Raw genomic sequence first — 21,012 nt, 5'->3', positions numbered from 1 at the left:
CGTCACCTTCGGAGCCGGAGGCAACGATTTCGGCGGATCGCTGTTGTGGGCTTGATCGGGTCAGTACGATGGGTAACCAGATCGACACTCTTTGTTTCGACGCCTGATGCCCGAGCAATCCTGAGCACCGACGCCGGAGGACCCGTGCCGAGCCCTTCCCATTCTCCCCCGACTTCCAGCGAACGTCTTTCCTGGAAGACTGTTCTCCACCATGACCTACCGGCTTCGCTGGTGGTCTTCCTGATCGCAGTACCGCTTTCCCTAGGAATCGCCGCCGCCTCCGGCGCTCCGCTGATCGCCGGCCTGGTGGCCGCCGTGGTCGGTGGTGTCGTCGCCGGCGCGCTCGGCGGTTCTCCCCTCCAGGTCAGCGGCCCGGCCGCGGGCCTGACCGTTGTCGTCGCCGGACTGATCACCCAGTTCGGCTGGGCCGCGACCGCCGCCATCACCTGTGCGGCCGGCCTGTTGCAGATCCTGCTGGGAGTCACCCGTATCGGGCGGCTCGCACTGTCGCTCTCCCCCGCCGTCGTGCACGGCATGCTCGCCGGGATCGGCGTCACGATCGCCGTCCAGCAGCTGCACGTGGTGCTCGGCGGCAAGGCCCAGAGCTCGTTGATCTCCAATGTGACCGCACTTCCCGCGCAGCTGATCGCCCACCACGGCCACTCGGTCCTGGTCGGCGTACTCACGGTCGCGATCGTGCTCACCTGGCCGCGAATCCCTAAAGTAAAGGTGGTTCCGGCACCACTCGTCGCCGTCGTGGCGGTCACCGCACTGGCCGCCGTCACCATGCCCGACGTGACCCGGGTCGACCTGCCGGACAACCCGCTGCAGAGTCTGATCCTCCCGGTGATGCCCGAGGGGACGCCGCTCGAGATCGCCACCGCCGTACTGACAGTTGCCCTCGTCGCCAGTGTCGAGTCGTTGCTGTCGGCCGTTGCCGTCGACAAGCTTCATCGCGGCCGGCGAAGCAACCTCGATCGCGAACTGATCGGCCAGGGCGCCGCGAACGCGGTGTCCGGCGCGCTCGGCGGAATGCCCGTCACCGGCGTGATCGTGCGCTCGTCGACGAACGTCGCGGCCGGCGCCCGGACCCGGGCGTCGGCGATCCTGCACGGCCTGTGGATCGCGGCATTCGTGCTCGCGGCGGGGTCGATGCTCGAACTGATCCCTATGGCCGCGCTGGCCGGCGTACTGCTCGTCACCGGGCTGCGCCTGGTGCAGCTCGCCCACATCCGCACACTGCGTCGGCACGACGAATTGCTCGTGTACGTCGTGACCGCGGTCAGCGTCGGCGTACTGGGACTGGCCGAAGGCGTGCTGCTCGGTCTGGTGCTCGCGCTCGCACGCGTGCTGTACCGGCTCGCGCGAGCAACCGTGACAGCGACCGAAGCGGATGGCGTGTGGACCGTACGAATCCGTGGTTCGCTCGTGTTCCTCGGAGTTGCGTCGCTGGTACGGACGCTGCGGTCGATCCCTCCCGGCGCGACGGTTCGCGTCGATCTGACCGTGGACCATCTGGACCACGCAGCGTCCGAGGCGATCGAGGACTGGCGGCGCGGGCACATCGCGCGCGGCGGCTCGGTCGAGGTGTACCGCGCGGGGTCCGCCGAGCAGCTGGACGACGTACCGATCCGGGCGTTGCTGGCGAAACTCGCGGCCGACGGGCAGCAACCGGCACACCTGTTCATCACCTGCGCGGACTCGCGGATCGTGCCGACGATGATCACGACCAGCGGTCCGGGTGACCAGTTCTGCGTGCGGAACATCGGGAATCTCGTGCCCCCGAAGGGATCGAACAGCAACTCGGTCGACGCCGCGATCGAGTACGCGGTCGAGGTACTCGGGGTGAAGTCGATCGTGGTCTGCGGTCATTCCTCCTGCGGCGCCGCGGCCGCCGCGCTCGCGGCCGACGTACCCGAAGGATCGGGACTGCAGAACTGGCTACGGCATCTGGAACCGTCCGTACGGCGGGCGGTCGCGTGGGACGACATCGTGGATCCTGCGACCGGCGTGCCGTTGTCGCCGGCGGACAAACTGTCCGTCGCGAACGTCGCCGTACAGCTGGAGAATCTGCGCAGTTTCCCGTGCGTCCGCGCGGCCGAGGATCAGGGCCGGCTCGAGCTGATCGGGCTCTGGTTCGACATCGGCGCGGCGACGGCACGCTCGGTTCTGGACCGCGCGCCGTTCCTGGTCCGCGCCGACGAGGAGCTGTCGAAGATCAGGAGCAGCGGTACGGCGAGCGCGATCGCGACCAACCCGTCCAGCCAGTAGTGGTTCGCGGTGACCACGACGACCGTGAACGTGAGCAACGGATGTGCGATCCACAGCCAGCGCCAGCGTGACCGGGTAGCCCGGATCAGGAACACTGCGACCATGAACGCCCAGCCGACGTGCAGACTCGGCATCGCGGCGAACTGGTTCGCGACCCCGGAGTGCGTGCTCGGTCCGTAGACCGACTGACCGAGCAGCACTCCCGTGTCCACCCAGCCCGGCATCATCCGCGGCGGGGCGAGCGGGAAGAACATGTGCCCGATCAACGCCAGCCCGGTCAGTGACGCGAGCGCCCAGCGCGCCTTCCCGTACTCGGCCGGGCGGCGGATCAGCAACCAGAGCAGCACCACCGCGGTCAGCGGGAAGTGCACGCTCGCGTAGAACACGTTGGCGAGCTGGGCGAGGCCGTCGATCTTCAGCGCGTGATGCTGGATCGACGCCTCGCTCGGCAGCCCGAGCCAGGCCTCCCAGCGGATCAGCTCGTCCGCGTGCCTGAACGCCGAGCCCGCGTGCTCAGCGGACAAGAAGCGGCCGAGGTTGTAGACCCCGAACAGTACGGCGAGCAGCGCGATCTCCTTGACGATCCGCCCGATCCCGCCGCGATGCCGCCCCAGCTCCGGCAGACTCGGCTGCCCTACCCGCTCCAGAGTCACCTGCGCCATGCCGACCCCCACATCAAACCGAACGCTCGTTCTCTGAAATTCCACCCTGCGCCTCGGGCCGCCCTCAGATCAAGAACGGTCATTCGTTTTCCCTTGTGATCCCTGGCACTCTTTCAAATTATCGCAACATGCTGATAGTTGCGAACAATATGAAGCAACTCACATCGGGGCAGGGTGAAGGCCCCGGCTAAATCGGTCGACGCAGGGCTACGGCCTCGGGAGAGTGCTCGCATGGTGACGGTCTTCATCCGATGGACGTGGCTGCGAGCAGTGCTGCACAACGGCTGGTGGCTCGTCACCAGCGTCTATCTGGTCGTCGACGCCGGGCTCTCCCCCGCCCAGCTCGTGCTGATCGGTTCCGTGCAGAGTGCGTTCGCGCTCGTCTTCGAAGTGCCGGCCGGTGTCATCGCCGACACGATCAGCCGCAAGTGGTCGCTGGTCATCTCCCAGGTGCTGATGGGTACGGCGATGCTCGCGACCGGACTGTTCGAGTCGTTCCCCGCGCTGCTCGCCACGCAGGTCCTGTGGGGTATCTCGTGGACCTTCGCGAGCGGATCCGACGTCGCGCTGATCACCGACGAACTCGAGTCTCTAGACATCAACCTTGTCCTCGCGCGCGCCGCCCGCGCGCAACTGACCGGCGCTGCGACCGGTCTCGTCCTCCTCGGGCTCCTCGCCTGGGTCACCCGGCGCGACCTCACCATCGTGATCGCCGGCGCCGCGATGGCGGCCCTCGGGCTGTACGTCGCCTTCCGCTTCACCGAACACAACTTCGTCCCGACCCGGACCGCCCGCTGGTCCGCGTCCTGGCAGACGTTTCGTCGCGGCTTCACGCTGGTACGACGCAGCCGCGCGATCCTGCTGATCTTCGCCGCGACCTTCCTCGTGAACGGCGCCTCGGATGCCGCCGGACGCCTTACCCAGAAGCAACTTCTCGACCTGGGCCTGCCGAGCACGCCGGACCCGATCGTCTGGTTCACGGCCCTCGGCGTCACCGGTCTCGTCGTCGGCACCGTCGTACTCCGGCTCGTCACGAAGCGGATCAACGGCGCACACGTCGCGACCGACTACGCGCTGGCCGCCCTCGTCGGCGTGCTGGCGATGCTGCTGCTCGCGTTCGCCCGCGATCCGATCGTCGGCGCGATCGCCGTCGTCCTGCTGAACGGCATCGTCACGCCGCTCACCCGGGTGATCAGCACGATCTGGGTCAACGCCCGCACGACCGCCGACATCCGCGCGACGACGCATTCGTTCCTCGCACAACTGGAGTACCTGGGCGAAATCGTCTGCGGCGTCACGATCTCAGCGATCGCCCGACTCACCACACTCCCGCTCGCGCTCACCGCGTGCGCGGTCCTGTTTGCGGCAACCGCCGTACTGATGCGCCGGCCAGTCACCAGGTGATCGTGCCGTCGGTGACCTGCACCAGGGCGTCGGCGGGGATCGCGTCGTACGACGCGACGACGACCGGGAGGTTGAGGTTGTAGAGCTCGGCGGCGATGAGGGCGCCGAGCGGGATGATCGAGTCAGGGCGGGACAGGATGATGGCCGCGGGGGCGGTGCGGGCGCGGATCTGTTCGGCGAGGACGCTGGAGGCGGAGCTGGAGCCGCGGCCGGATTCCATCAGGAGGATGCGGCCGGTGAGGACCTCGCCGCACTGCGGGTGATGCGCGTCGACGATCCGGCCCTCGCTGTCGGTGCCGCCCCAGAAGGACAGCGGCGCGGTGAGGCGGATCGGCGTACCCGTCGCGGTGCCGGGGTGGAGTGTTCTGCCGTGGATGATCATGCGTCGAGCACCACGTGGCCGGCGCGGGCCGAGGCGACGCATTCGGTGAGCGAGCCGAGGATCGCGGAGACGTTGATGTTGCCGGGTGCGTAGTGCGCCCACTTGCCCGAGTTCGTCATCACGTACTTCCAGGCGGGCGACAGGATCGCCGTGACGTACGTGCACGTGTCCACGATGACCGTGACGCCTGCGGCCTCCAGCACCTGCAGTACGCCGTTCTCCTTCAGGCGCTCCCGGGTCGCGCGAGCCGTCGACAAGTAGAACGGCAACTTCAGGGGCGGTCCCACCACTAGCTCGGCCAGCCGGACACACTCGGCGTACGACGCGTGCGGCGTACCGATGCTCACCGCGTCCAACTCGGACGCGATCGCCGACAACTCGCGTCGGACACGCTGCAGTGTGTCGGGGTCGACCACTCGCACCGGAAGACCGTCAAGTGATGTCGGTGCCTCCGGGGTAACCCCGACCGCGTGGAACAAAGCGACACAGCCTGCCGAGGCGGCCGCCGCGCCGAATGCCTTCAAGTCGTCCTCAGCCGCGTCAGCCGGAATCCCAAGCAGGACAGGGATTTCGGCCCCGACCACCGATCCGATGTGGTGCCCGAGCAACGGATACGTCAAGTCGGAGAAGTCACCCAGCGGGCGGCAGTCGAACACAACGGTCCCTCGCCGCGCCTCGGGAGTCTGCAATCCGGCGTACGGCGCTCGGCCGGTGATCGCCGCGCAGACGTCGAGGAAGTCGCCGTACCGATCCGTGCGCGCGCCGAGCACCGAGTTCGCGAACACGATCGCGTTCGACTCCGCCCACGCGACGTGCTCGCCGAGCGCGGGGGGATTCGGGAGCTGGTACGGCGCGCAGGTGAACGTCGGCGTACAACCGAGGTCGACGTACGCCGCCATCAGCTCCCGCCCCGCCGCCGCGAGGTCGTGATCCCGGACGAGGTCCGGATGGACGAGGTCCGTCGAGCCCACGTTCAGCGTCGTCGGCACGCGTACCCGGGCGCCGAGGTCGACGAGGCGGTGCGCGAAATCGAGGCTGACCTGACCGTGGTACAGGCACGAGTCGACGTGCGCCGACGTGATCTCGACCAGCCGCGGGGCATCCGAGATCCGCGCCTGGCCGACGATCACCCGCATCGCGAGCGCCACACCGTCCCCGTCCCGACCGCCGAGCATCGCTTCCTCGTCGGCGGTCAGGTGCAGGGTCGGCATACCTCAGACGGTAACCCGGCGGGAGGCGACGAGCTCGCCGCCGTCGTACCCGTCCGCGCGGAGGAGCTGGCCGGCGTTCACCTCCAGGATGTCGATGTTCAGCGGGGCGGTGTAGTCCTCGGAGCTGATCGGGCGGCCGTCGACGTAGAGGTCGACCCGATCGATGCCCTGGGCATCTATCGCGACAGTGAGCGTCGTCCCGGTGAACGAGGTCTTCAGATCGAGCCGGCGGACCGGGAGCGCGGCGAGCAGCGCACCGGCCTTGTTCAGCAGGTCGACGTTGCCCTCGAGCAGGTCGTCCCTGGTCATCCGGTGGGTCTGGTCCGGCTTGACGCCGAGGTCCTCGACCGGCGTACCGGCGAGCTTTCCGACCCGCAGCGTGCGCCGGATCGCGACCCGCAGGTTCGCACCGTTCGGCAGCGCGACGTACGGCGAGGTCTCGTCGGGTGGCGGCGGTTCGTTCAGCAGCGCCGCGAGCAGACCGTGCGTCCAGACGTTCGCGCCGCCCGCGCCGGTGTTGTCGTCGACGCCGAGGATCGTGCCGATCTCGTGGTCGGCGAACCCCGCGGCGAAGATGTCGGTCGCCGAGTAGACCCGGGCGTCGGTGATCAGCACGACGGGCCCGTGGTACGTCTGGCCGATGTCGTTCGCACCGTCCTCGGGCGTGATCGGTTTCGCCGCCGAGTACTGCGCCCCGGTCTCGATCGCCAGGTCCAGCGAGTCGAACCACGGACCGAGATCGATCCCGGCCGGGTTGGCCTGGTGCCGGCGGCAGATCCGCAGGTTGAGCGGCGAACTGATGAACTGCACCGGCTCCGGCGCGACCCGCCGCGGCGTCATCGTCTGCAAGGTGAACTCGCTCGCGTAGATGTGCCCGCCGCCGTTGTCCCGGACGTCCACGATCAGGCCGTTCTGCGGCAGCAACGCGGCCAGCCGGACGAACTCGTCCCGGAACGCGACCGGGTCCGGCACGCTGAACGTGAAGATCCGTAGTTGCCCGAAGGTCCCGGACGGCGTCACGACCTCACGGGCCCGGAACACCCCGGGCATCGTGGTCGGCAGGTCCGACCCGGCGACCGCGGCCGGGGCAGCCAGCTCGGCCGAACTCTGGCCGCGTTCCAGTCTGACGACATCGCGAACGTACAGCTTCTTCTTCGCGCGCGCCTTCTCATCGGAGTCCAGATCGAGCCCCATCAGCGCGGACGCCGCGCTGATTGCGTCCAGGTCCGTCATCGGCGGGAGGTTCGTGGTGACCTTCCACTGCTCGCGCAGTTCCTGGTCCGAGCCGTCGAGGCCGACGTACGACAGGGTCACCCAGGCCTCGTCCGGCGGGGCCTGGATGACGAGCGGGCGCAGGGTCAGCGACTCCAGGCCGCGGGCCAGGTTGGCGGCGGCGTTGCTTCCGGCGAACACGGCGCCGTTGAGCGCGACCGCGCGGGCGATCGGCGTACCGTTCCAGTGCGTCACCTCCGCGCCGGGACCGAACTGCGGCGCCTGGTAGCCGGTGACGGTGCGGGTGATCAGGTAGTGCTCAGAGTCGTCCGCGTCGTAGCACTTCTCGATCATGAACGGCAGGAACGCGATCTTCCCGGCGAACGGCACCGGCAGCAGGTAGTTGGTGTGCAGGTCGCGGACCGAGTGGAAGATGCTCGACATCTCGCGATGGAACAGCCACTCGTCCTCCATCGTCTTCGTCGTCAAACGCTCCATCCGCGCGCGCATCACGCGCAGCCGCTGCAACGGGTTGACGGCGTGCATCGCGACCTTCAGCGGCAGGTGCACGTAGTTCTCGTTGAGCAGTAGAAGCGCCTGATCCACCAGGAGTTTCCGCTGGTCGAGCGTCAGCGTGCCGGCCGCGTCCAGGAAGTCCGGCAACGGCACAGCGGCCGCTGCGTCCGTGCCAACTGTTTCCCGCACTGCCGGCCGACGCGAGGTCGTCTTGCTGGCCGCCGTTCTCTTCGCCGTGGCCTTCTTGGCTGTGGTCTTCTTGGCTGCTGTCTTCTTGGCTGCTGTCTTCTTGGTTGCTGTCTTGTTTGCTGGGCGTTTGGTCGTGCGTGGTTGAGACATCGTCCCCCCAATACGGCGGGCCCCTCCCCGGGCCACGATTCCTCCACCGTCGTCCGCGCACCAGGCGATGTCAACGGCCCGCCACGCCGTTCCACCAGGACATCTCACCACCTTGTCAATCATTATCGAAAGCATGCGGATCAGCCGTTTGTTCTTGACGGCCGCCCTCCTGATCGGCGTGCTCGTCCCGACGCCCGCGCAGGCGGCGGCAACCTTCCCACGCATCGACGCGAGCGGCTTCCAGCTCGTGTCAGGTGACACGTTCGCGACGTACGGCGCCCGCGTCGCGCAACTGGAGACCAAGCCGCCGCTCGCGCCCGTCGGCGTCACCGAGGTGCTCGCCGCATCGAACCGGACCGGGCGGCCGCTGTGCCACGAGACGTACCTGAACGCCTCGCTCAATCCGCAAGGATTCTGCTGGCAGGACGGCGAGGACGACGACGAGAACGTCTGGATCCCGCAGGGCGTCAGCGGTTCCGGCGATGCGCAGCCGGCCGGTGGTGCGCGTCGGGTCGTGGTCGCGAGCTGGCACAACAGCGGCGACACGGCGATCCGGGTGTCGTTCCTGGACGTGGCGACTAACAAATACCGGCATGTGCTGTTGGTCGAGCCAACCGCGGACGGGAACTTCCAGGCGGTCGCCGGGCACGGGCACGGGTTGTTCTGGTCGGGGAACATGCTGGTGGTCGCGACCGGCGGATCGGTCCTGCAGGTGTTCGACCTGCGGCACCTCTGGCGTACGGACACGAGCACCGGCGAGGTCGGATTAGGGGCTGATGGCAAGTATCACGCGTTGTGGCACGCGTTCGCGCTGCCGCAGATCGGTGCCTACTGGTACGCCGGTGGCGGTTGCGCGAACACGACCGGGACCAAGCCGTGCTTCGCGTCGCTCGGGATCGACCACGGCGGGACGGGATCGTTCGTGGCGGTGGAGCACACGACGAAGGGCGGCGGGCGGATCGTCCGCTGGCCGCTCGACGAGTCGACCGGGCTGCTCCGTGCGGGCGCCGACGGGGTCGTGCACGCGGTCGAGGCGTTCGACTCGCCGGTGTGGGGTATGCAGGGCGCGACGTCGTACAACAACAGCTTCGTGATCACCGGCGTGTGTCCGGAGTACGCCGGGAACATCGGTGACGGGATCGACTACCCGAGCTGCCTGCATCGGGGCGTCGGCGGTGAGTCGACAACGGTCTGGACCAAAGCGCCGAAGAACACCGAGAACCTGTCGTACTGGCCCGCGACCGGTGAACTGTGGCTGATCAGCGAACAACTCCGCGAACGTGTCACCGTCCACATCCCCTTCCCCCAGTAGTTGACCACTCGCCTGTAAGGATGGGCGGGTGAAGGAGTTCTGGGACAACATCACGTCGGTTCAGCCGGAGCCGTCGCTCCAATTGGTCATCGGTACGGGAGTGGCCGCGCTGCTGCTGATCGCCTGGCGGCCGATCTGGAAGCACACGCGGCAGGTGGTGACGATCGCGCACGAGGGCGCGCACGGGCTGATCGCCGCGCTGGTCGGGCGCAAGCTGTCCGGGATCCGGCTGCACTCGGACACGTCCGGCGTCACGGTCTCGCGCGGCAAGCCGACCGGCGGCGGAATGATCGCCGTACTGCTGGCCGGCTACCCCGGTCCCGCACTGTTCGGCCTGGCTGCCGCGTTCGTTCTCAGCCGCGGGTACGCCGTTGCGCTGCTGTGGGGACTGCTGGCGGCGCTGGTGATTTTGCTGCTCCAGATCCGCAACCTGTTCGGGCTGTGGTCGGTGCTGGTGTTCGGCGCCTTGGTGTTCAGCGTGACGTGGTGGGGCTCTCCCGCGGTGCAGTCCACCTTCGCGCACCTACTCACGTGGTTCCTGCTGCTGGCTGCGCCCCGCGCCGTGCTGGAGCTGCAGCGCTCGCGGCGGCACGGTCAGGGGCGCAGCTCCGACGCAGATCAGCTCCGGCGCCTCACCGGCGTACCGGCGCTGATGTGGGTCGGTGTGTTCGGGCTGGTCACGCTGGCTTGCCTGGCGCTGGGCGTGCTCTGGTCCGGCGTACTCCCGAGCTAGGGAGGTGGCAGGGTGACGCCGAAGCCGGTCACCGCGAGCCGCAGCAACACCTGTCCTGGCCTGAGCAGATCAGCCACCTTCGCCGCACTCAGCACCTCTAGCTCACCCAGCCGCTTCTCATAGCTGCCTTGTACGCGCGCCTGCTGCAGCTCGACTGTGTTGTGCCAGACCTTCTGCCGGGACTCACGCAGAAAGCGCTGCGACGCCAGCCGGTTGAGGGGCGTGAGGACCCGATCAACCAGGCTGCGCGCACCGGTCGCGGCGAGCTCACCATCTTCCGCCGCGACCCGTTCCGCCAGCACACCGTCGATCCGTTCGTGATCGCGCCGGCGTCGATCCATCACCTGCGGGTCGAGGAAGTCGTCGTCGCTGATCACCGCGAGCAGCGCCTGCGGCAGGTCGTAGTTCACGTGCGCGTTGATGCCGAGCAGGACATGCGCCAACGCAGGCAGCTTCGCCGGTGCCTCGAAAGCCAGCCGCCATGGCCGCGCCACCGACGTACCGTCGTGAGCCTCCAGATAGAGGTCCGCGAACCGCACGTCCCAGACCTCGACCCACGCCGGATCCTCGAACCGCCCCTGCTCGATCGCCCGCCCCACAGCCTGTGTGGTGCGCAGATACGTCTCCAGGAAGAACCGCCGATGAGCAAGCTCCGCCGGTAGCTCGTCAACCCGCAGCCGCATCTGCGCCACCACGTCCGCAATTGGACCAGGATCGGTCATCGGATCAGGCACGTCCTCCGCTGATCGGGCGGTCGCGCTGGGCCACGCCCGGGCCGCCGTACGGGTAGTCCGCTGCGCCTGGGTCGCTGGCCTCGTCGAGTTTGGCGGTTTCCTCCGGGGTGAGGTGCAGGTCGGCCGCGGCGAGGTTGTCGTCGAGCTGTTCGAGCGTGCGCGCGCCGAGGATTACCGACGTGATCGCAGGCCGGTCGACCAGCCAGGCGAGGGCGACCTGTGCCATCGAGATCCCGCGCGCCTCGGCGATCTCGCGGAGCGCGTCGACCACGTCGCGGACGCGCTGGTTGCGGCTGCGGCGGTACCAGGACTCGACGCCGCGGTCCGGGTTCTCGCCGAGCCGCGTCGCACCCTCCGGCTCCTCGTCGAACGAGTACTTGCCGGTCAGCCAGCCGCCACCGAGCGGCGACCACGGCAGCAGGCCCAGCCCGTTCTCCTGTGCGGCCGGGACGATCTCCCACTCGATCTCACGGACCAGCAGGTTGTACTGCGGCTGCAGCGTGACGAGCGGCGACCACCCGCGGTACGCGATCAGGTCACACGCCTTCTGCAACTGCCAGCCGGTGAAGTTCGACAGGCCGCCGTACGAAATCTTTCCGGCACGTACGGCGTCCTCGAGGAAGCTGAGCGTCTCCTCGAGCGGCGTGACCGGGTCCCACGCGTGCAACTGGTAGAGGTCGATGTGGTCCACGCCCAGTCTCTGCAGCGACGCCTCCAGCGCCTTGCGGAGGTGCCGGCGCGACGTACCGACGTCGTTCGGCCCGTCACCGGTCGGGAACCGGCCCTTCGTCGCGAGGACGATGTCGGTGCCGTTCTTCTTCGCCAGCCAGCGCCCGACGATCTCCTCGGACACCCCGGCCGTGTACACGTCCGCGGTGTCGACGAAGTTGCCGCCCGCCTCGACGTACCGGTCGAGCTGCGCGTGCGACCCGGCCTCGTCGGTCTCGTTGCCGAACGTCATCGTGCCGATCGCGTACGTCGAGACAACGGCGCCGCTCGCGCCGAGAGTGCGATATTCCACGATTGCTCCTCTCATCGAACTGTCTGAAGCGAAGACTACGGTGGCGGGTATGAAGACAAGTGAACTGCTCCTCGACGCGCACAGCCGGGTTCAGGAGGTGCTGCACGACGTCGTCACCGGGCTCGACGACAAGACGCTCGCGACGCGCCCGGGTGACACGGCGAACTCGATCGCCTGGCTGGTCTGGCACCTGACCCGCGTGCAGGACGATCACCTCGCGGACGCGGGTGGGTACGAACAGGTCTACACCGCCGACGGGTGGTTCGAGCGGCTCGGACTGCCGCTCGACGCGGCCGACACCGGGTATGCCCACACGTCCGACCAGGTCGGGCTCGTGAAGCTCTCGGCGGATCAGCTGCTCGGGTACTACGACGCCGTACACGCCCGGACCGCGGAGTTCCTGCGCACCGTGACCGACGACGACCTCGACCGGATCGTCGACCGTCGGTGGAACCCGCCGGTCACGCTCGGAGTGCGACTCGTCAGCGTCATCGACGACTGCGCGCAGCACTCGGGCCAGGCGGCGTACGTGAAGGGTCTGCTCAGCTGAGCGTGGTGTACCAGAGCGAGGTGCCGGCGATCAGGTAGAGCTTGCGATCCGGCATCAGTACGGCGTCGGTCACCTTGCCCTCCGGTCCTACTGTGTCCTTGACGGTCCAGTGGCCGTCCTGACCGGTGAGCACCTTCACCTTGTTGTCTTGGGCAATGACTTGGACGACCTTGTCGCCGTCGATGATCGGCGGCGGCAGCTTGTCCTTGTCCCCCACCGGGATCGACGGCACACCCTGGAGGCGCTTCGCCGTACCTGAGGCGTCGAGCTGCCAGATCGCGAGCTGACCGTCGACGTACCCGGAGATCACGCAGTCCTTCGCGCAGGTCGCGGTGTTCGCCTGACTACGGCTGCCCGGATCAGGCAGCACGATCCGGGTCCAGCCCTGGTTGAGCTTGGTGGATCGCCAGACAGCGGCCTCCTGCGCGACGGTATTCGGCGCGAGCCGGACCTGCGAGCCGACGAGGACGATGCGGTCGCCGAGCGTCGTACCGAAGCCGGGCCCGACCAGCAGGGACGGCGTACTTTGCAGTGGGGTCTTCGTCGGGTCCTGCCTGACCCATTTGCCGTCGCTCTGCGGCAGCCACACCATTGCGTCGTTGCCGGTCTGGACGCCGCCCCAGCTGCCGAGGAGCGCGCCGCCGCTCGGAGTGCGGACCGCGCTGAACAGGTCGCCCGCGGTCTGGCCGCCGAAGGTCCAGAAGTTCTGCGGCTGCTCGACGAGTCCGGTCTGCGGCGTGCCGGTCCAGACCGTCCAGCGGGTGTTGGAGTGCGCGCCGCCGGATGCTCCGCCGAGCGCGAGGAGTTGTTTGCCGTCGTACGCGATCGAGTACCAGATCGCCTCGAAGGCGTACGGGCTGGCCGGGTTGGGCTTCACTGTGATCGGTGTGCGCTTGCCCGTGCTGTCGAGGAGTTGGAGCTCCGGGACGACCTTGGCGCCGCGGTGGCGCAGGCCGACCAGGAGCTGGTTGTCGTAGGCGCTCAGGGTGACCGGCTCGGCCGGGCTGACGTCGACCTGCGTCCAGTCGTCGAGCAGTTGCGGCTTGTTGTCGTCACTGCAGGCGGTGAGGGTCGCGAGCACCAGGATCGCGACCGCAGCGAGGCGCCGCACGTCAGCGACTCTGCGGGAGCTTGGTGGTCTTCTTCCGGCCGGCCCGCGGCGCGGACGGCGGTGGTACGACCGGACCGATGTCGCCGTCCGGTGCGGTGTCGAGGTCGATGATCACCGGGGCGTGGTCGCTCGGGCCGGTGCCCTTGCGGGCCTTGCGATCGATCCACGCCGCCTTGACCCGCTCGGCGACCGAGACGGTGGCGAGCATCAGGTCGATCCGCATGCCGAGGTCCTGGTGGAACATGCCGGCGCGGTAGTCCCAGTAGCTGAAGATGCGGTTGTCCGGCCAGCGGTCGCGGACGACGTCGTGCAGGTCCTTCGCGGCCATCAGTTCCGCGAGCGCCTGCCGCTCGGGCGGGGTCACATGCGTCTGGCCGACGTACGCCACGGGGTCGAAGACGTCGGCGTCGGTCGGGGCGATGTTCATGTCACCACAGACGATCTGATCGACCGGTCCGTTCGCTACGACCTCGGTCAGCGCCGCCAGCCAGGCGAGTTTGTAGTGGTAGTGGTCGGAGTCGGGCTCGCGACCGTTCGGCACGTACAGCGAGTGGATCCGGACGCCGCCGCAGGTCGCGGCCACCGCGCGGGCCTCGGGATTCGGGAACCCGGGCGCGCCGGCGACTCCGGTCACCACGTCCTCGAGTCCGACCTTGGACAGCAGCGCGACCCCGTTCCACTGCGGTTCGCCGTACAGGCCGATCTCGTAGCCGCGGCCGGTCAGCTCGTCACCGAGCAGCTTGGTGAACGCGTCGTCCGCGAGCTTCGTCTCCTGCAGGCAGACGACGTCCGGCTGCCGCTCGTCCAGCCAGTCCAGCAGCCGCGGCATCCGCTGCTTGACCGAGTTCACATTCCACGTGGCGACTCGCATCCGACCAAGGTAGCGCCAGCCACGGACCATTTCAGCTGGGCTCAGGCGCCCGCCAGACGAGGGTATTCACTTCCTGTAGTTATCCACATACTTGAAGTCACCGGTCCTGCGGGCGTCGATTCGCGGCACTCTCTTTGGCAAGGAGATTGGCGGCGAAGGGGCCGGAATGGGAGATCTCGACTGTGAACCGGCGGACATCACCGCGCTGGTGGCGTATCTGCGCAACATCGGGCAGCACGAACTACTGACCTTGGAGGAGGTGAACGAGCACTCGTACTGGATCGAGGCCGGCGTGCTGGCGGCGGAGCGGCTGACCGGTGATCCGGGGCGGCACGATCCGGCCGATCTGCGGAAGGTGGTCGCGCTCGGGCAGGACTCGTGGCAGCGGATGATCGAGGGCAACCTGCGACTGGTCGTGTCCCTCGCCCGGCGGTACGGCGGGAAGGGCATTTCGCTACTCGACTTGATTCAGGAGGGCAACATCGGGCTGATGCGGGCGGTCGAGCGATTCGACCACCGGCTCGGGCACCGGTTCTCGACGTACGCGATCTGGTGGATCCGGCAGTCGATCGGGCGCGCGATCTCGGACCGCAGCCGCCTGGTCCGGATGCCGGCCCAGGCGTACGCCGACGCGTCCCGGGTGGCGTCGGCGCGCCACGACCTGACCCAGGAGCTGGGACGTGAGCCCGGTACGCCAGAACTCGCGCGGGCGACCGGGCTGAGCATCGCGCGGATCGAGCGGGCGCAGGCGTGGCGGATGCAGCCCGAGACGCTCGATGTCGAGGACACCGAGCCGGTGATCGACGACGACCCGATCGTCCTGCGAGCCGCGCTGCGCCGGGACCTTGCCCATCACCTCCAGTTCCTCGACGACCTGCACCAGTCCGTGCTCCACCGCCGGTATGGCCTCCACGGCCATATCCCTTCCACCCCTGAGGAGATCGCGATGCAACTGGGTCTGAACACGGCAAAGGTCCGCGCCCTGGAACGAGAAGCCCTACGGCAACTCCGCCGCCGCGCACTGCCCCAACTCCGCGACTACGTCGCCTGACCGCCCGCCCTGCACTACTTCTTGGGGTGGCTGGGATGATGGCGGTGTGAGACTTCTGCGTAATCCCTGGCCGCGCGAGCTGGGTGACGCCGTGTCGGCCGCCGCCCGTCAATCGACCGGGAGCAAGGAAGACGTCCTCGCCGCCGTCGAGTTGACCAACGGCCGCTGGGTCGCCGGCACGCGCGCGGCCGTCTACCTGCCGTCGGACGCCGCGGACGCCGATCGCCGGGTCGGGTGGGAGAAGATCGAGCGCGCCAACTGGGACTCCGAGGCGTCGGTCCTGCACGTTTACGAGACCACCGACTTCGGCACCCCGCTGCGCGCCACCGAGCTCAAGGTCGAGGACCCGGGCCGCTTCGGCCAGCTCCTCCGTGAGCGCGTCGACGCGAGCATCGTCGTACAGCGCCATGTCCCGCTGTCCGGCAAGCGCGGCGTACGCATCGTCGGCCGCCGCAACCCGTCCGCCACCGACGCCGCCGTCACCTGGAACTTCGTTCTGGACAAGGGCTTGGAGCCCACCCAGCCCGGGGTCGTGGACGCGGCCGAGGCGGCGCTCCGACAGGTGCGCGACGAGTTCGGAATCTGACCCGGCAGCGGCCCGAATCCCGTTTTTGTAGTTCGCCGCCCGCCTGCTAACCTACTCAGGTCCTCGGGGATCGAGGGCTTGAGCACCACCACGATCCCGCGTAGCTCAATTGGCAGAGCAGCCGGCTGTTAACCGGCAGGTTACTGGTTCGAGTCCAGTCGCGGGAGCAACACATTCAGCCGGGCCTCCACAGGAGCCCGGCTTCTGCATTTCCCGGGCCACTCGACCACTGTCCGGGTAGGTTCGGGGAATGAGTTACCGGGGGTGGGTGGGGCTGGTCGGTGGGCTCCTGTTGCTGGCGGGATGCGGAACCGAGGCCGCAGGCTCCGAGGCAGTTGGCGGAGGGCCGACGTCGTCGAGAGCGAGTACGCCGACTGTCGCGCCCACGCCTACTCCGCCCCCGCCGACTTGTCCGCCATCGGGCGTGATGATCACCGTCGGTCCCGTTGAACCGGCACTCGGACATCGGGCCGTCGTACTGAAGCTGACGAACTGCCGGACCGCCCCGATCACCGTCAACGGATACCCGGACGTTGCCGTACTCAACGCTCGCCGACGAACTATGAACGTGACGATCACGCACGGCACGTCGTACATGGCAAGAGACCCGGGCCCGACCCAGATCCGCCTACGTAAAGGGGAATCGGCGCTCGCCGCCGTCTCCTGGTCCAACACCGTGGAAGTTGCCGAGGACAAGGCCTCCGGCACCTACCTCGCCGTCGCACGCCGCCAAGGAGAGCGCCCGGCAATCTGGCCCGTCGACACCGACCTCGGCACGACGGCCAAGGTCACACTGACCGCTTGGTGCATCAAATTCCCGACATGATTCGCAGCGAATCCATTTCGCCTATTGGCCTAGACCGCCAACTGGGCTAGCTTCCTCTGCAGTATCCCGAGGGGGGCCTCGGGGATGGAGGGGAAGGAACCCTGTGAACATCAAGAAGGTTTTCAACACCAAGGGCGGCCGGCTGCTGGTGGCCGCCGTACTGGGGGCCGGCGTACTGGTCGGTGTCACGGTCGCGGCGAACGGCGCCGTACGACCGGACTGCAAAACCCTGTCGTACCCGCTCTGCGCGCGCTCCGTCGCAGCGTCGCAGGTCGTCGACAACAGCATCCCGGCGAGCAAGCTCGTGCCGGGCGATCGCGCAGCGTTCCTCAAGAACACGGACGTGTACGGCAAGTCCGGGGTGTCGGCCGACTTCAAGGCCGTGACCATCGACAAGATCGGCGGGTCGTTCAAGACCAACAAGACCAAGGTCGGCGCGTTCAAGCTCGAGCCCGGCACCTGGCTGCTGAACTCGACCGCGTTCTTCGCCCGTACCACCGCCGGCGCACCCGGCACCCGGCCGCAGCTCGCGCTCCGCGTCGGCGCCTCGGAGACCGCGTTCGGCACCGACTACGGCACCATCCTCGGCGCCGAGATCTCCCCCGCGAAGGACCGTGAACTGACCGGCTCGACGGTCAAGGTCGTGACCGTCGACAAGGCGACCACGGTCGAGGTCTTCGCCTTCGGCTACAACGACGACGCGAGCGCCGCCGGAAGCGGCGAGATCGCCGCCTCCGCGTCCGTCGTAGCGGTCCTGGTCGGCTGACCAGCTACCAGCTCGTCAAGGAGGCCCTGACCGCATCCTGCGGTCAGGGTCTCTTCGTGCTTCAGGAGGAAGTGACTACTTCCCCTTCTTCCGGTCGATCGCTCGCTGGATACGTTGCTGAGGCTGACCGAGGATCTTCGCGAGCAGCGGCACGCGGTACTTGTACGCCGCGATCGCGCCCACCACGATCACCAGGAAAATGAACCAGCCCATCGGGGTTCCCTTCGTCCGGACTAGCCTCCATCATGCCCGGTCGGCGGTAACCACCCCTCAGTCAAACCCCTGACCCACCCCTGGTTTCACACCACACCCCCACCCACCAGATACGATCTGCCGCACACGGGGCGGTAGCTCAGCTGGTTAGAGCAGGGGACTCATAATCCCTGGGCCGCGGGTTCGAGTCCCGCCCGCCCTACTGTGCGTCTGTGTGAGCCCGGGTCATCCTTCACAGGTTGGCTCGGGCTCTTGCCGGCCGGACAGTGCGGCTTGACCTGGAGTGCGGTCCAGCGACGAGGCTGGTGTGATGAATACACCCACGATGGCTCTCGGGGCGATGTACTTCGGCACCACGGTGGACGAACGCACCGCCTTCTCGATCCTCGACCGGTACGCCGAACTGGGCGGGGCCTTCATCGATACCTCAGACAACTACAGCTTCTGGACCTCCGAGACCGGCTTCGGCGGTCAGAGCGAGGCGCTGCTGGGCCGCTGGCTGGCGTCCAATCCCGGGGTCCGCGTCCGCCTCAGTACCAAGGTCGGCGCCCAGCCCACGCGGGTCGGCGGGTTCCCCGACCACCTCGAAGGGCTGGGCAAGGACGTCGTACGCGGAGCGATGGCGCAGAGCTTGGAGCGGCTGGGCGTGGATGGTGTGGACCTGTACTGGGCGCACGTCGAAGACCCGACCGTTCCGCTGGAGGACCTGGTCGAGACGTTCGGCGGTCTGGTCCGTGACGGCCTGACCGCTCGCTGGGGCGTGTCGAACCACCCGTCCTGGCTGCTCGAGCGGATCCGGGCCACCGCCGAACGCGGCGGCCAGCCGCAACCAGACGCCTACCAGGAGCGCTACTCCTACCTTCAGCCCGCCGGCGGCATGGCCGTGGAGGGCCAGCCGATCCCGCTGGGAATGCTGTCACCGGACGGCCTCGACTTCCTGCAGCGCAACCCGTCGTTCGAGGGCTGGGTCTATACCGCCACACTCCAGGGCCGATACGACCGCAACGACCGTCCGCTCGAGACCGAGTACCGCCACCCCGGCACCGAACGACGGCTGGCGGCGCTGACCCGCATCGCCACTGCGCGAGGACTCCGACCGGGCCAGGTGGTGCTCGCGTGGCTGGCGTCCGGGAGCCCGGCGCTGACCCCGATCGTCGGAGCCAGCAGCGTCGAACAGGTCGAGCAGGCCGTGGAAGGCGCGTCCACCATCCTCACCGAGGATGAATTGGCGGCGCTGAACGGCGCATAGGCGAGGACGCGCGGATTCGAATCACGCCCGTCCTGCTTGTGTCTGTATTAGCCCGGGTCAGCCTTGACAGGCTGACCCGGGCTCTTGCTTTCGCGGTTCCGGTAGCTGCGTGACCGCCGATTCGACCATCCACTCCGTGTCGGACGCCTGCGGGACGCTTCTCTGTGCGTTTCCCCAGGTCAGAGGGCCTTTTGTTGGTGCGATGGCACCAGCTGGTGCCATCTCGGGCAGGGCCTGGATTTCCGTTGTGCCGAGCGAGTATGGTCTAGGCCAACGTCGTGCATATGCACGTGCATTTGCAGATGCACCGGAGGATGACCCGTGGCAGCTCCCGAGTTCGGTTCGGACGAATGGCAGGTCGAGTACTACCGGCATGAGTTCGCGTACCTGCTGAGATCCGTGCGCAAACGGGCCGGGAAGACGGTTCGCCAGATCGCGGAGGCCAGCAACTACTCGCATCCGCACATCGCGCGGTCCCTCACGGGAACCCGGTTCCCGAACTGGAAGTTGGTGCAGGCGATCCTGAACGCGTGCGGCGTCGGCGGTGATCAGCTCAGGCGTTGGCTGAGACTGTGGAAGACCGCCAGCGACACCCAATCGTGGCCGACGCCAGGCAGTGTGCACGCGCCCGGCCGGCGCACCTGGGCAGAGATCCAGCGAGAGTGGGATGTCCGGACGGCAGCACTCCGGGAACCCGATGCGATGCTGCTGCAGATCCAGCAGGTAGTCACCCTCGAGCAACTAGGACGAGTGCTCACGGCACTCCGCACGCGGCAAGGCTCTGGATCTCTCCGCCGGCTCGAGGAACTCAGCGGCGTCTCGCGATCGACATTGCACGGCTGGTACGCCGGCCAACGAAAGCCGACTGCCGCGCGGCTGCACCAGCTCGCCGTCGCGCTCGACACAACGCAGGCGGAGCAGATGGCGCTGGCGCAATGCCTTGCCCGGATCTCGCCCCTGCGACGACCGCCCGAGCCCGATCGAGCCGCGGCGTGCGCAGCCGACAACCCTTCGATCGGACAACACTGCAGGCTGCCCAGATTCCATCGGGGACCTCATCAGGCCACCGTTGGCGAACCGTGGTTCGACGACGGTGTGCTCGACGGCAGCCGCGGTGGCACACCACTGAACGCACAGCCCGAAGCCCTGCCCACAAAGCGAGTCCACTTCGGCCCAGGTTGGTAACACCACCAAGCCACACCGCGCACGGAACCAGCAAGACGAAGACCCGTAGAGGATCCAAGGACGCCATGGGCGACGCGAACAACCCCGCAGGCCGGTTACACACTCTCCTGACCGACTACCGCGCCGCCGCGCACATCGACTCGACCATGCACGCCACCTGGGCGACGGTCCTCGGTGTGCCCGAACGGCAGGTGCCGGTAGCGCTCGCCGAGGTCGCTGCGCTCATCCCCGAGATTCATCGCCTCGTCGTCCAGTGCGGAGCGGCCGAACAGATCGCGCTCTTCGACGCCTTCGGGCGGCAGTGGGCCGTCCCGATCATGAGTGAGCACCATCCGCGGCAGACTCCTAGCCCCGGGCCGGGCGCCGTGGACCCGAACGCGCTCACAGTCCTCGGCGGCCTGTCCGCATACCTCTCGACCTGCGCACCCGAAGGCGTTCTCCCCGACACCGAACGCGTAGCCGAACTCAAAGCGGCAGTGAGTCATCTTCTCGAGGGCCTCGCCGGCGAGGACTCTCTGCCTCAAGAACTGCGGTCTGCGATCAACGCGCGGCTGCACGACATCCTCTGGGCCATGGACCATGTCCGCATCGGCGGCCCGGGGGCCGTCAAGCAAGCCACGGAGCGGCTGCTCGGTCAGATCACCATCTCGCTGTCCAACGCCCCCGAGGCGAGCAAGTCTGGGTTTCTGAAGAAGGTGACGAGGACACTCTCGTGCATCTGGGTCGCCTACAAGGCCGGCCCGCAGGTACACGCCGCGCTCCAGGGCTGGCAAGACATCTTCAAGGAACTGCCGCCGGGCAGCTAAG

At 67.9% G+C, this 21,012-nt stretch carries 20 protein-coding genes, 2 tRNA genes and 1 pseudogene; 14 read left to right on the top strand and 9 right to left on the bottom strand.

All coding sequences use genetic code 11. The features are described 5' to 3' along the window. Positions 1-45: 45 nt before the first annotated feature. Positions 46-2,091, top strand: a pseudogene (locus OHB24_RS26290) (bifunctional SulP family inorganic anion transporter/carbonic anhydrase); the annotation flags it as partial. Between the two features lie 14 nt (positions 2,092-2,105). On the opposite strand, the gene OHB24_RS26285 reads toward OHB24_RS26290, so the two are convergent. Then, positions 2,106-2,933: a phosphatase PAP2 family protein gene (locus OHB24_RS26285; RefSeq protein ID WP_327633512.1), complete on the bottom strand. Its 828-nt coding sequence runs from the start codon at positions 2,931-2,933 to the stop codon at positions 2,106-2,108. 231 nt (positions 2,934-3,164) lie between these two features. Here OHB24_RS26285 and OHB24_RS26280 point away from each other — a divergent pair, with 231 nt between their 5' ends. Continuing rightward, on the top strand, positions 3,165-4,337 hold the full coding sequence (locus tag OHB24_RS26280; RefSeq protein WP_327633511.1) for an MFS transporter: 1,173 nt from the start codon (positions 3,165-3,167) through the stop codon (positions 4,335-4,337). Here OHB24_RS26280 and OHB24_RS26275 read toward each other — a convergent pair. Genes OHB24_RS26275 through OHB24_RS26265 form a run of 3 tightly spaced genes read right to left on the bottom strand, consistent with a single transcriptional unit; the run spans position 4,327 to position 7,997 of the window. Then, the gene (locus OHB24_RS26275) at positions 4,327-4,719 is read right to left on the bottom strand and encodes an aconitase X swivel domain-containing protein (RefSeq protein WP_327633510.1); all 393 of its coding nucleotides are present in this window, start codon (positions 4,717-4,719) and stop codon (positions 4,327-4,329) included. The two genes, OHB24_RS26280 and OHB24_RS26275, sit on opposite strands and share 11 nt — an antisense overlap. Then, positions 4,716-5,930, bottom strand: a complete 1,215-nt coding sequence (locus tag OHB24_RS26270) for an aconitase X catalytic domain-containing protein (RefSeq protein ID WP_327633509.1) — start codon at positions 5,928-5,930, stop codon at positions 4,716-4,718. Before OHB24_RS26270 ends, OHB24_RS26275 begins: the two co-directional genes overlap by 4 nt. 3 nt (positions 5,931-5,933) lie before the next feature. Then, positions 5,934-7,997 carry a S41 family peptidase gene (locus tag OHB24_RS26265; protein WP_327633508.1) on the bottom strand — a complete coding sequence of 688 codons (2,064 nt, stop codon included), beginning with the start codon at positions 7,995-7,997 and terminating at the stop codon, positions 5,934-5,936. 133 nt (positions 7,998-8,130) lie between these two features. Between OHB24_RS26265 and OHB24_RS26260 the strand changes: the two genes are divergently transcribed. Both OHB24_RS26260 and OHB24_RS26255 read left to right on the top strand, forming a co-directional pair. Next, positions 8,131-9,309, top strand: coding sequence for a hypothetical protein (locus OHB24_RS26260; protein ID WP_327633507.1), 1,179 nt, complete (start codon positions 8,131-8,133; stop codon positions 9,307-9,309). 28 nt (positions 9,310-9,337) lie between these two features. Beyond that, complete coding sequence (locus OHB24_RS26255; protein ID WP_327633506.1) at positions 9,338-10,042, top strand: M50 family metallopeptidase; 705 nt, start codon at positions 9,338-9,340, stop codon at positions 10,040-10,042. Here OHB24_RS26255 and OHB24_RS26250 read toward each other — a convergent pair. Together OHB24_RS26250 and OHB24_RS26245 are read right to left on the bottom strand one after the other, a co-directional pair. Next, positions 10,039-10,764, bottom strand: coding sequence for a DUF5995 family protein (locus OHB24_RS26250; protein ID WP_327633505.1), 726 nt, complete (start codon positions 10,762-10,764; stop codon positions 10,039-10,041). The two genes, OHB24_RS26255 and OHB24_RS26250, sit on opposite strands and share 4 nt — an antisense overlap. Before the next feature lie 4 nt (positions 10,765-10,768). Continuing rightward, complete coding sequence (locus tag OHB24_RS26245) at positions 10,769-11,797, bottom strand: aldo/keto reductase (protein ID WP_327633504.1); 1,029 nt, start codon at positions 11,795-11,797, stop codon at positions 10,769-10,771. 49 nt (positions 11,798-11,846) lie between these two features. Here OHB24_RS26245 and OHB24_RS26240 point away from each other — a divergent pair, with 49 nt between their 5' ends. Continuing rightward, positions 11,847-12,347: a mycothiol transferase gene (locus OHB24_RS26240; protein WP_327633503.1), complete on the top strand. Its 501-nt coding sequence runs from the start codon at positions 11,847-11,849 to the stop codon at positions 12,345-12,347. On the opposite strand, the gene OHB24_RS26235 is transcribed toward OHB24_RS26240, so the two are convergent. Both OHB24_RS26235 and OHB24_RS26230 read right to left on the bottom strand, forming a co-directional pair. Beyond that, positions 12,340-13,458: a hypothetical protein gene (locus OHB24_RS26235; RefSeq protein WP_327633502.1), complete on the bottom strand. Its 1,119-nt coding sequence runs from the start codon at positions 13,456-13,458 to the stop codon at positions 12,340-12,342. The two genes, OHB24_RS26240 and OHB24_RS26235, sit on opposite strands and share 8 nt — an antisense overlap. A 1-nt stretch (position 13,459) precedes the next feature. Beyond that, positions 13,460-14,329 carry an exodeoxyribonuclease III gene (locus OHB24_RS26230; RefSeq protein WP_327633501.1) on the bottom strand — a complete coding sequence of 290 codons (870 nt, stop codon included), beginning with the start codon at positions 14,327-14,329 and terminating at the stop codon, positions 13,460-13,462. Between the two features lie 166 nt (positions 14,330-14,495). Between OHB24_RS26230 and OHB24_RS26225 the strand changes: the two genes are divergently transcribed. The 5 genes from OHB24_RS26225 (at position 14,496) to OHB24_RS26205 (ending at position 17,558) form a co-directional block, all read left to right on the top strand. Next, a complete protein-coding gene (locus tag OHB24_RS26225; RefSeq protein WP_327633500.1) occupies positions 14,496-15,380 on the top strand; it encodes a sigma-70 family RNA polymerase sigma factor in 885 nt (294 codons plus the stop codon). Between the two features lie 46 nt (positions 15,381-15,426). Next, the gene (locus OHB24_RS26220; RefSeq protein WP_327633499.1) at positions 15,427-15,966 is read left to right on the top strand and encodes a hypothetical protein; all 540 of its coding nucleotides are present in this window, start codon (positions 15,427-15,429) and stop codon (positions 15,964-15,966) included. A 94-nt stretch (positions 15,967-16,060) separates the two neighbouring features. Beyond that, a tRNA-Asn gene (locus tag OHB24_RS26215) sits at positions 16,061-16,133 on the top strand. An 83-nt stretch (positions 16,134-16,216) separates the two neighbouring features. After that, positions 16,217-16,792: a DUF4232 domain-containing protein gene (locus tag OHB24_RS26210; RefSeq protein ID WP_327633498.1), complete on the top strand. Its 576-nt coding sequence runs from the start codon at positions 16,217-16,219 to the stop codon at positions 16,790-16,792. A 103-nt stretch (positions 16,793-16,895) separates the two neighbouring features. Beyond that, positions 16,896-17,558: a hypothetical protein gene (locus OHB24_RS26205; protein WP_327633497.1), complete on the top strand. Its 663-nt coding sequence runs from the start codon at positions 16,896-16,898 to the stop codon at positions 17,556-17,558. 75 nt (positions 17,559-17,633) lie between these two features. On the opposite strand, the gene OHB24_RS26200 is transcribed toward OHB24_RS26205, so the two are convergent. Then, positions 17,634-17,771 carry a hypothetical protein gene (locus OHB24_RS26200; RefSeq protein WP_165546613.1) on the bottom strand — a complete coding sequence of 46 codons (138 nt, stop codon included), beginning with the start codon at positions 17,769-17,771 and terminating at the stop codon, positions 17,634-17,636. 128 nt (positions 17,772-17,899) lie between these two features. On the opposite strand from OHB24_RS26200, the gene OHB24_RS26195 reads away from it, so the two are divergent. The 4 genes from OHB24_RS26195 to OHB24_RS26180 all read left to right on the top strand — a co-directional run bounded on the left by OHB24_RS26195 (position 17,900) and on the right by OHB24_RS26180 (position 21,011). Further along, positions 17,900-17,973, top strand: a tRNA-Ile gene (locus tag OHB24_RS26195). Between the two features lie 108 nt (positions 17,974-18,081). Continuing rightward, on the top strand, positions 18,082-19,020 hold the full coding sequence (locus OHB24_RS26190) for an aldo/keto reductase (RefSeq protein ID WP_327633494.1): 939 nt from the start codon (positions 18,082-18,084) through the stop codon (positions 19,018-19,020). Between the two features lie 321 nt (positions 19,021-19,341). Next, positions 19,342-20,205: a transcriptional regulator gene (locus OHB24_RS26185; protein WP_327633492.1), complete on the top strand. Its 864-nt coding sequence runs from the start codon at positions 19,342-19,344 to the stop codon at positions 20,203-20,205. A 65-nt stretch (positions 20,206-20,270) separates the two neighbouring features. Continuing rightward, positions 20,271-21,011: a hypothetical protein gene (locus tag OHB24_RS26180; protein ID WP_327633491.1), complete on the top strand. Its 741-nt coding sequence runs from the start codon at positions 20,271-20,273 to the stop codon at positions 21,009-21,011. The last annotated feature ends 1 nt before the right edge of the window (position 21,012 follow it).

It is taken from the genome of Kribbella sp. NBC_00482, from assembly GCF_036013725.1.
Classification (GTDB): domain Bacteria; phylum Actinomycetota; class Actinomycetes; order Propionibacteriales; family Kribbellaceae; genus Kribbella.
This window is presented reverse-complemented; position numbering and strand designations above follow the sequence as displayed.

Coding starts and splice junctions, on each gene's coding strand:
- OHB24_RS26240 (WP_327633503.1), top strand. CDS start 11,847: ATGAAGACAAGTGAACTGCTCCTCGACGCGCACAGCCGGGTTCAGGAG.
- OHB24_RS26265 (WP_327633508.1), bottom strand. CDS start 7,997: ATGTCTCAACCACGCACGACCAAACGCCCAGCAAACAAGACAGCAACC.
- OHB24_RS26260 (WP_327633507.1), top strand. CDS start 8,131: ATGCGGATCAGCCGTTTGTTCTTGACGGCCGCCCTCCTGATCGGCGTG.
- OHB24_RS26285 (WP_327633512.1), bottom strand. CDS start 2,933: ATGGCGCAGGTGACTCTGGAGCGGGTAGGGCAGCCGAGTCTGCCGGAG.
- OHB24_RS26230 (WP_327633501.1), bottom strand. CDS start 14,329: ATGCGAGTCGCCACGTGGAATGTGAACTCGGTCAAGCAGCGGATGCCG.
- OHB24_RS26210 (WP_327633498.1), top strand. CDS start 16,217: ATGAGTTACCGGGGGTGGGTGGGGCTGGTCGGTGGGCTCCTGTTGCTG.
- OHB24_RS26190 (WP_327633494.1), top strand. CDS start 18,082: ATGAATACACCCACGATGGCTCTCGGGGCGATGTACTTCGGCACCACG.
- OHB24_RS26280 (WP_327633511.1), top strand. CDS start 3,165: ATGGTGACGGTCTTCATCCGATGGACGTGGCTGCGAGCAGTGCTGCAC.
- OHB24_RS26200 (WP_165546613.1), bottom strand. CDS start 17,771: ATGGGCTGGTTCATTTTCCTGGTGATCGTGGTGGGCGCGATCGCGGCG.
- OHB24_RS26275 (WP_327633510.1), bottom strand. CDS start 4,719: ATGATCATCCACGGCAGAACACTCCACCCCGGCACCGCGACGGGTACG.
- OHB24_RS26225 (WP_327633500.1), top strand. CDS start 14,496: ATGGGAGATCTCGACTGTGAACCGGCGGACATCACCGCGCTGGTGGCG.
- OHB24_RS26250 (WP_327633505.1), bottom strand. CDS start 10,764: ATGACCGATCCTGGTCCAATTGCGGACGTGGTGGCGCAGATGCGGCTG.
- OHB24_RS26270 (WP_327633509.1), bottom strand. CDS start 5,930: ATGCCGACCCTGCACCTGACCGCCGACGAGGAAGCGATGCTCGGCGGT.
- OHB24_RS26180 (WP_327633491.1), top strand. CDS start 20,271: ATGGGCGACGCGAACAACCCCGCAGGCCGGTTACACACTCTCCTGACC.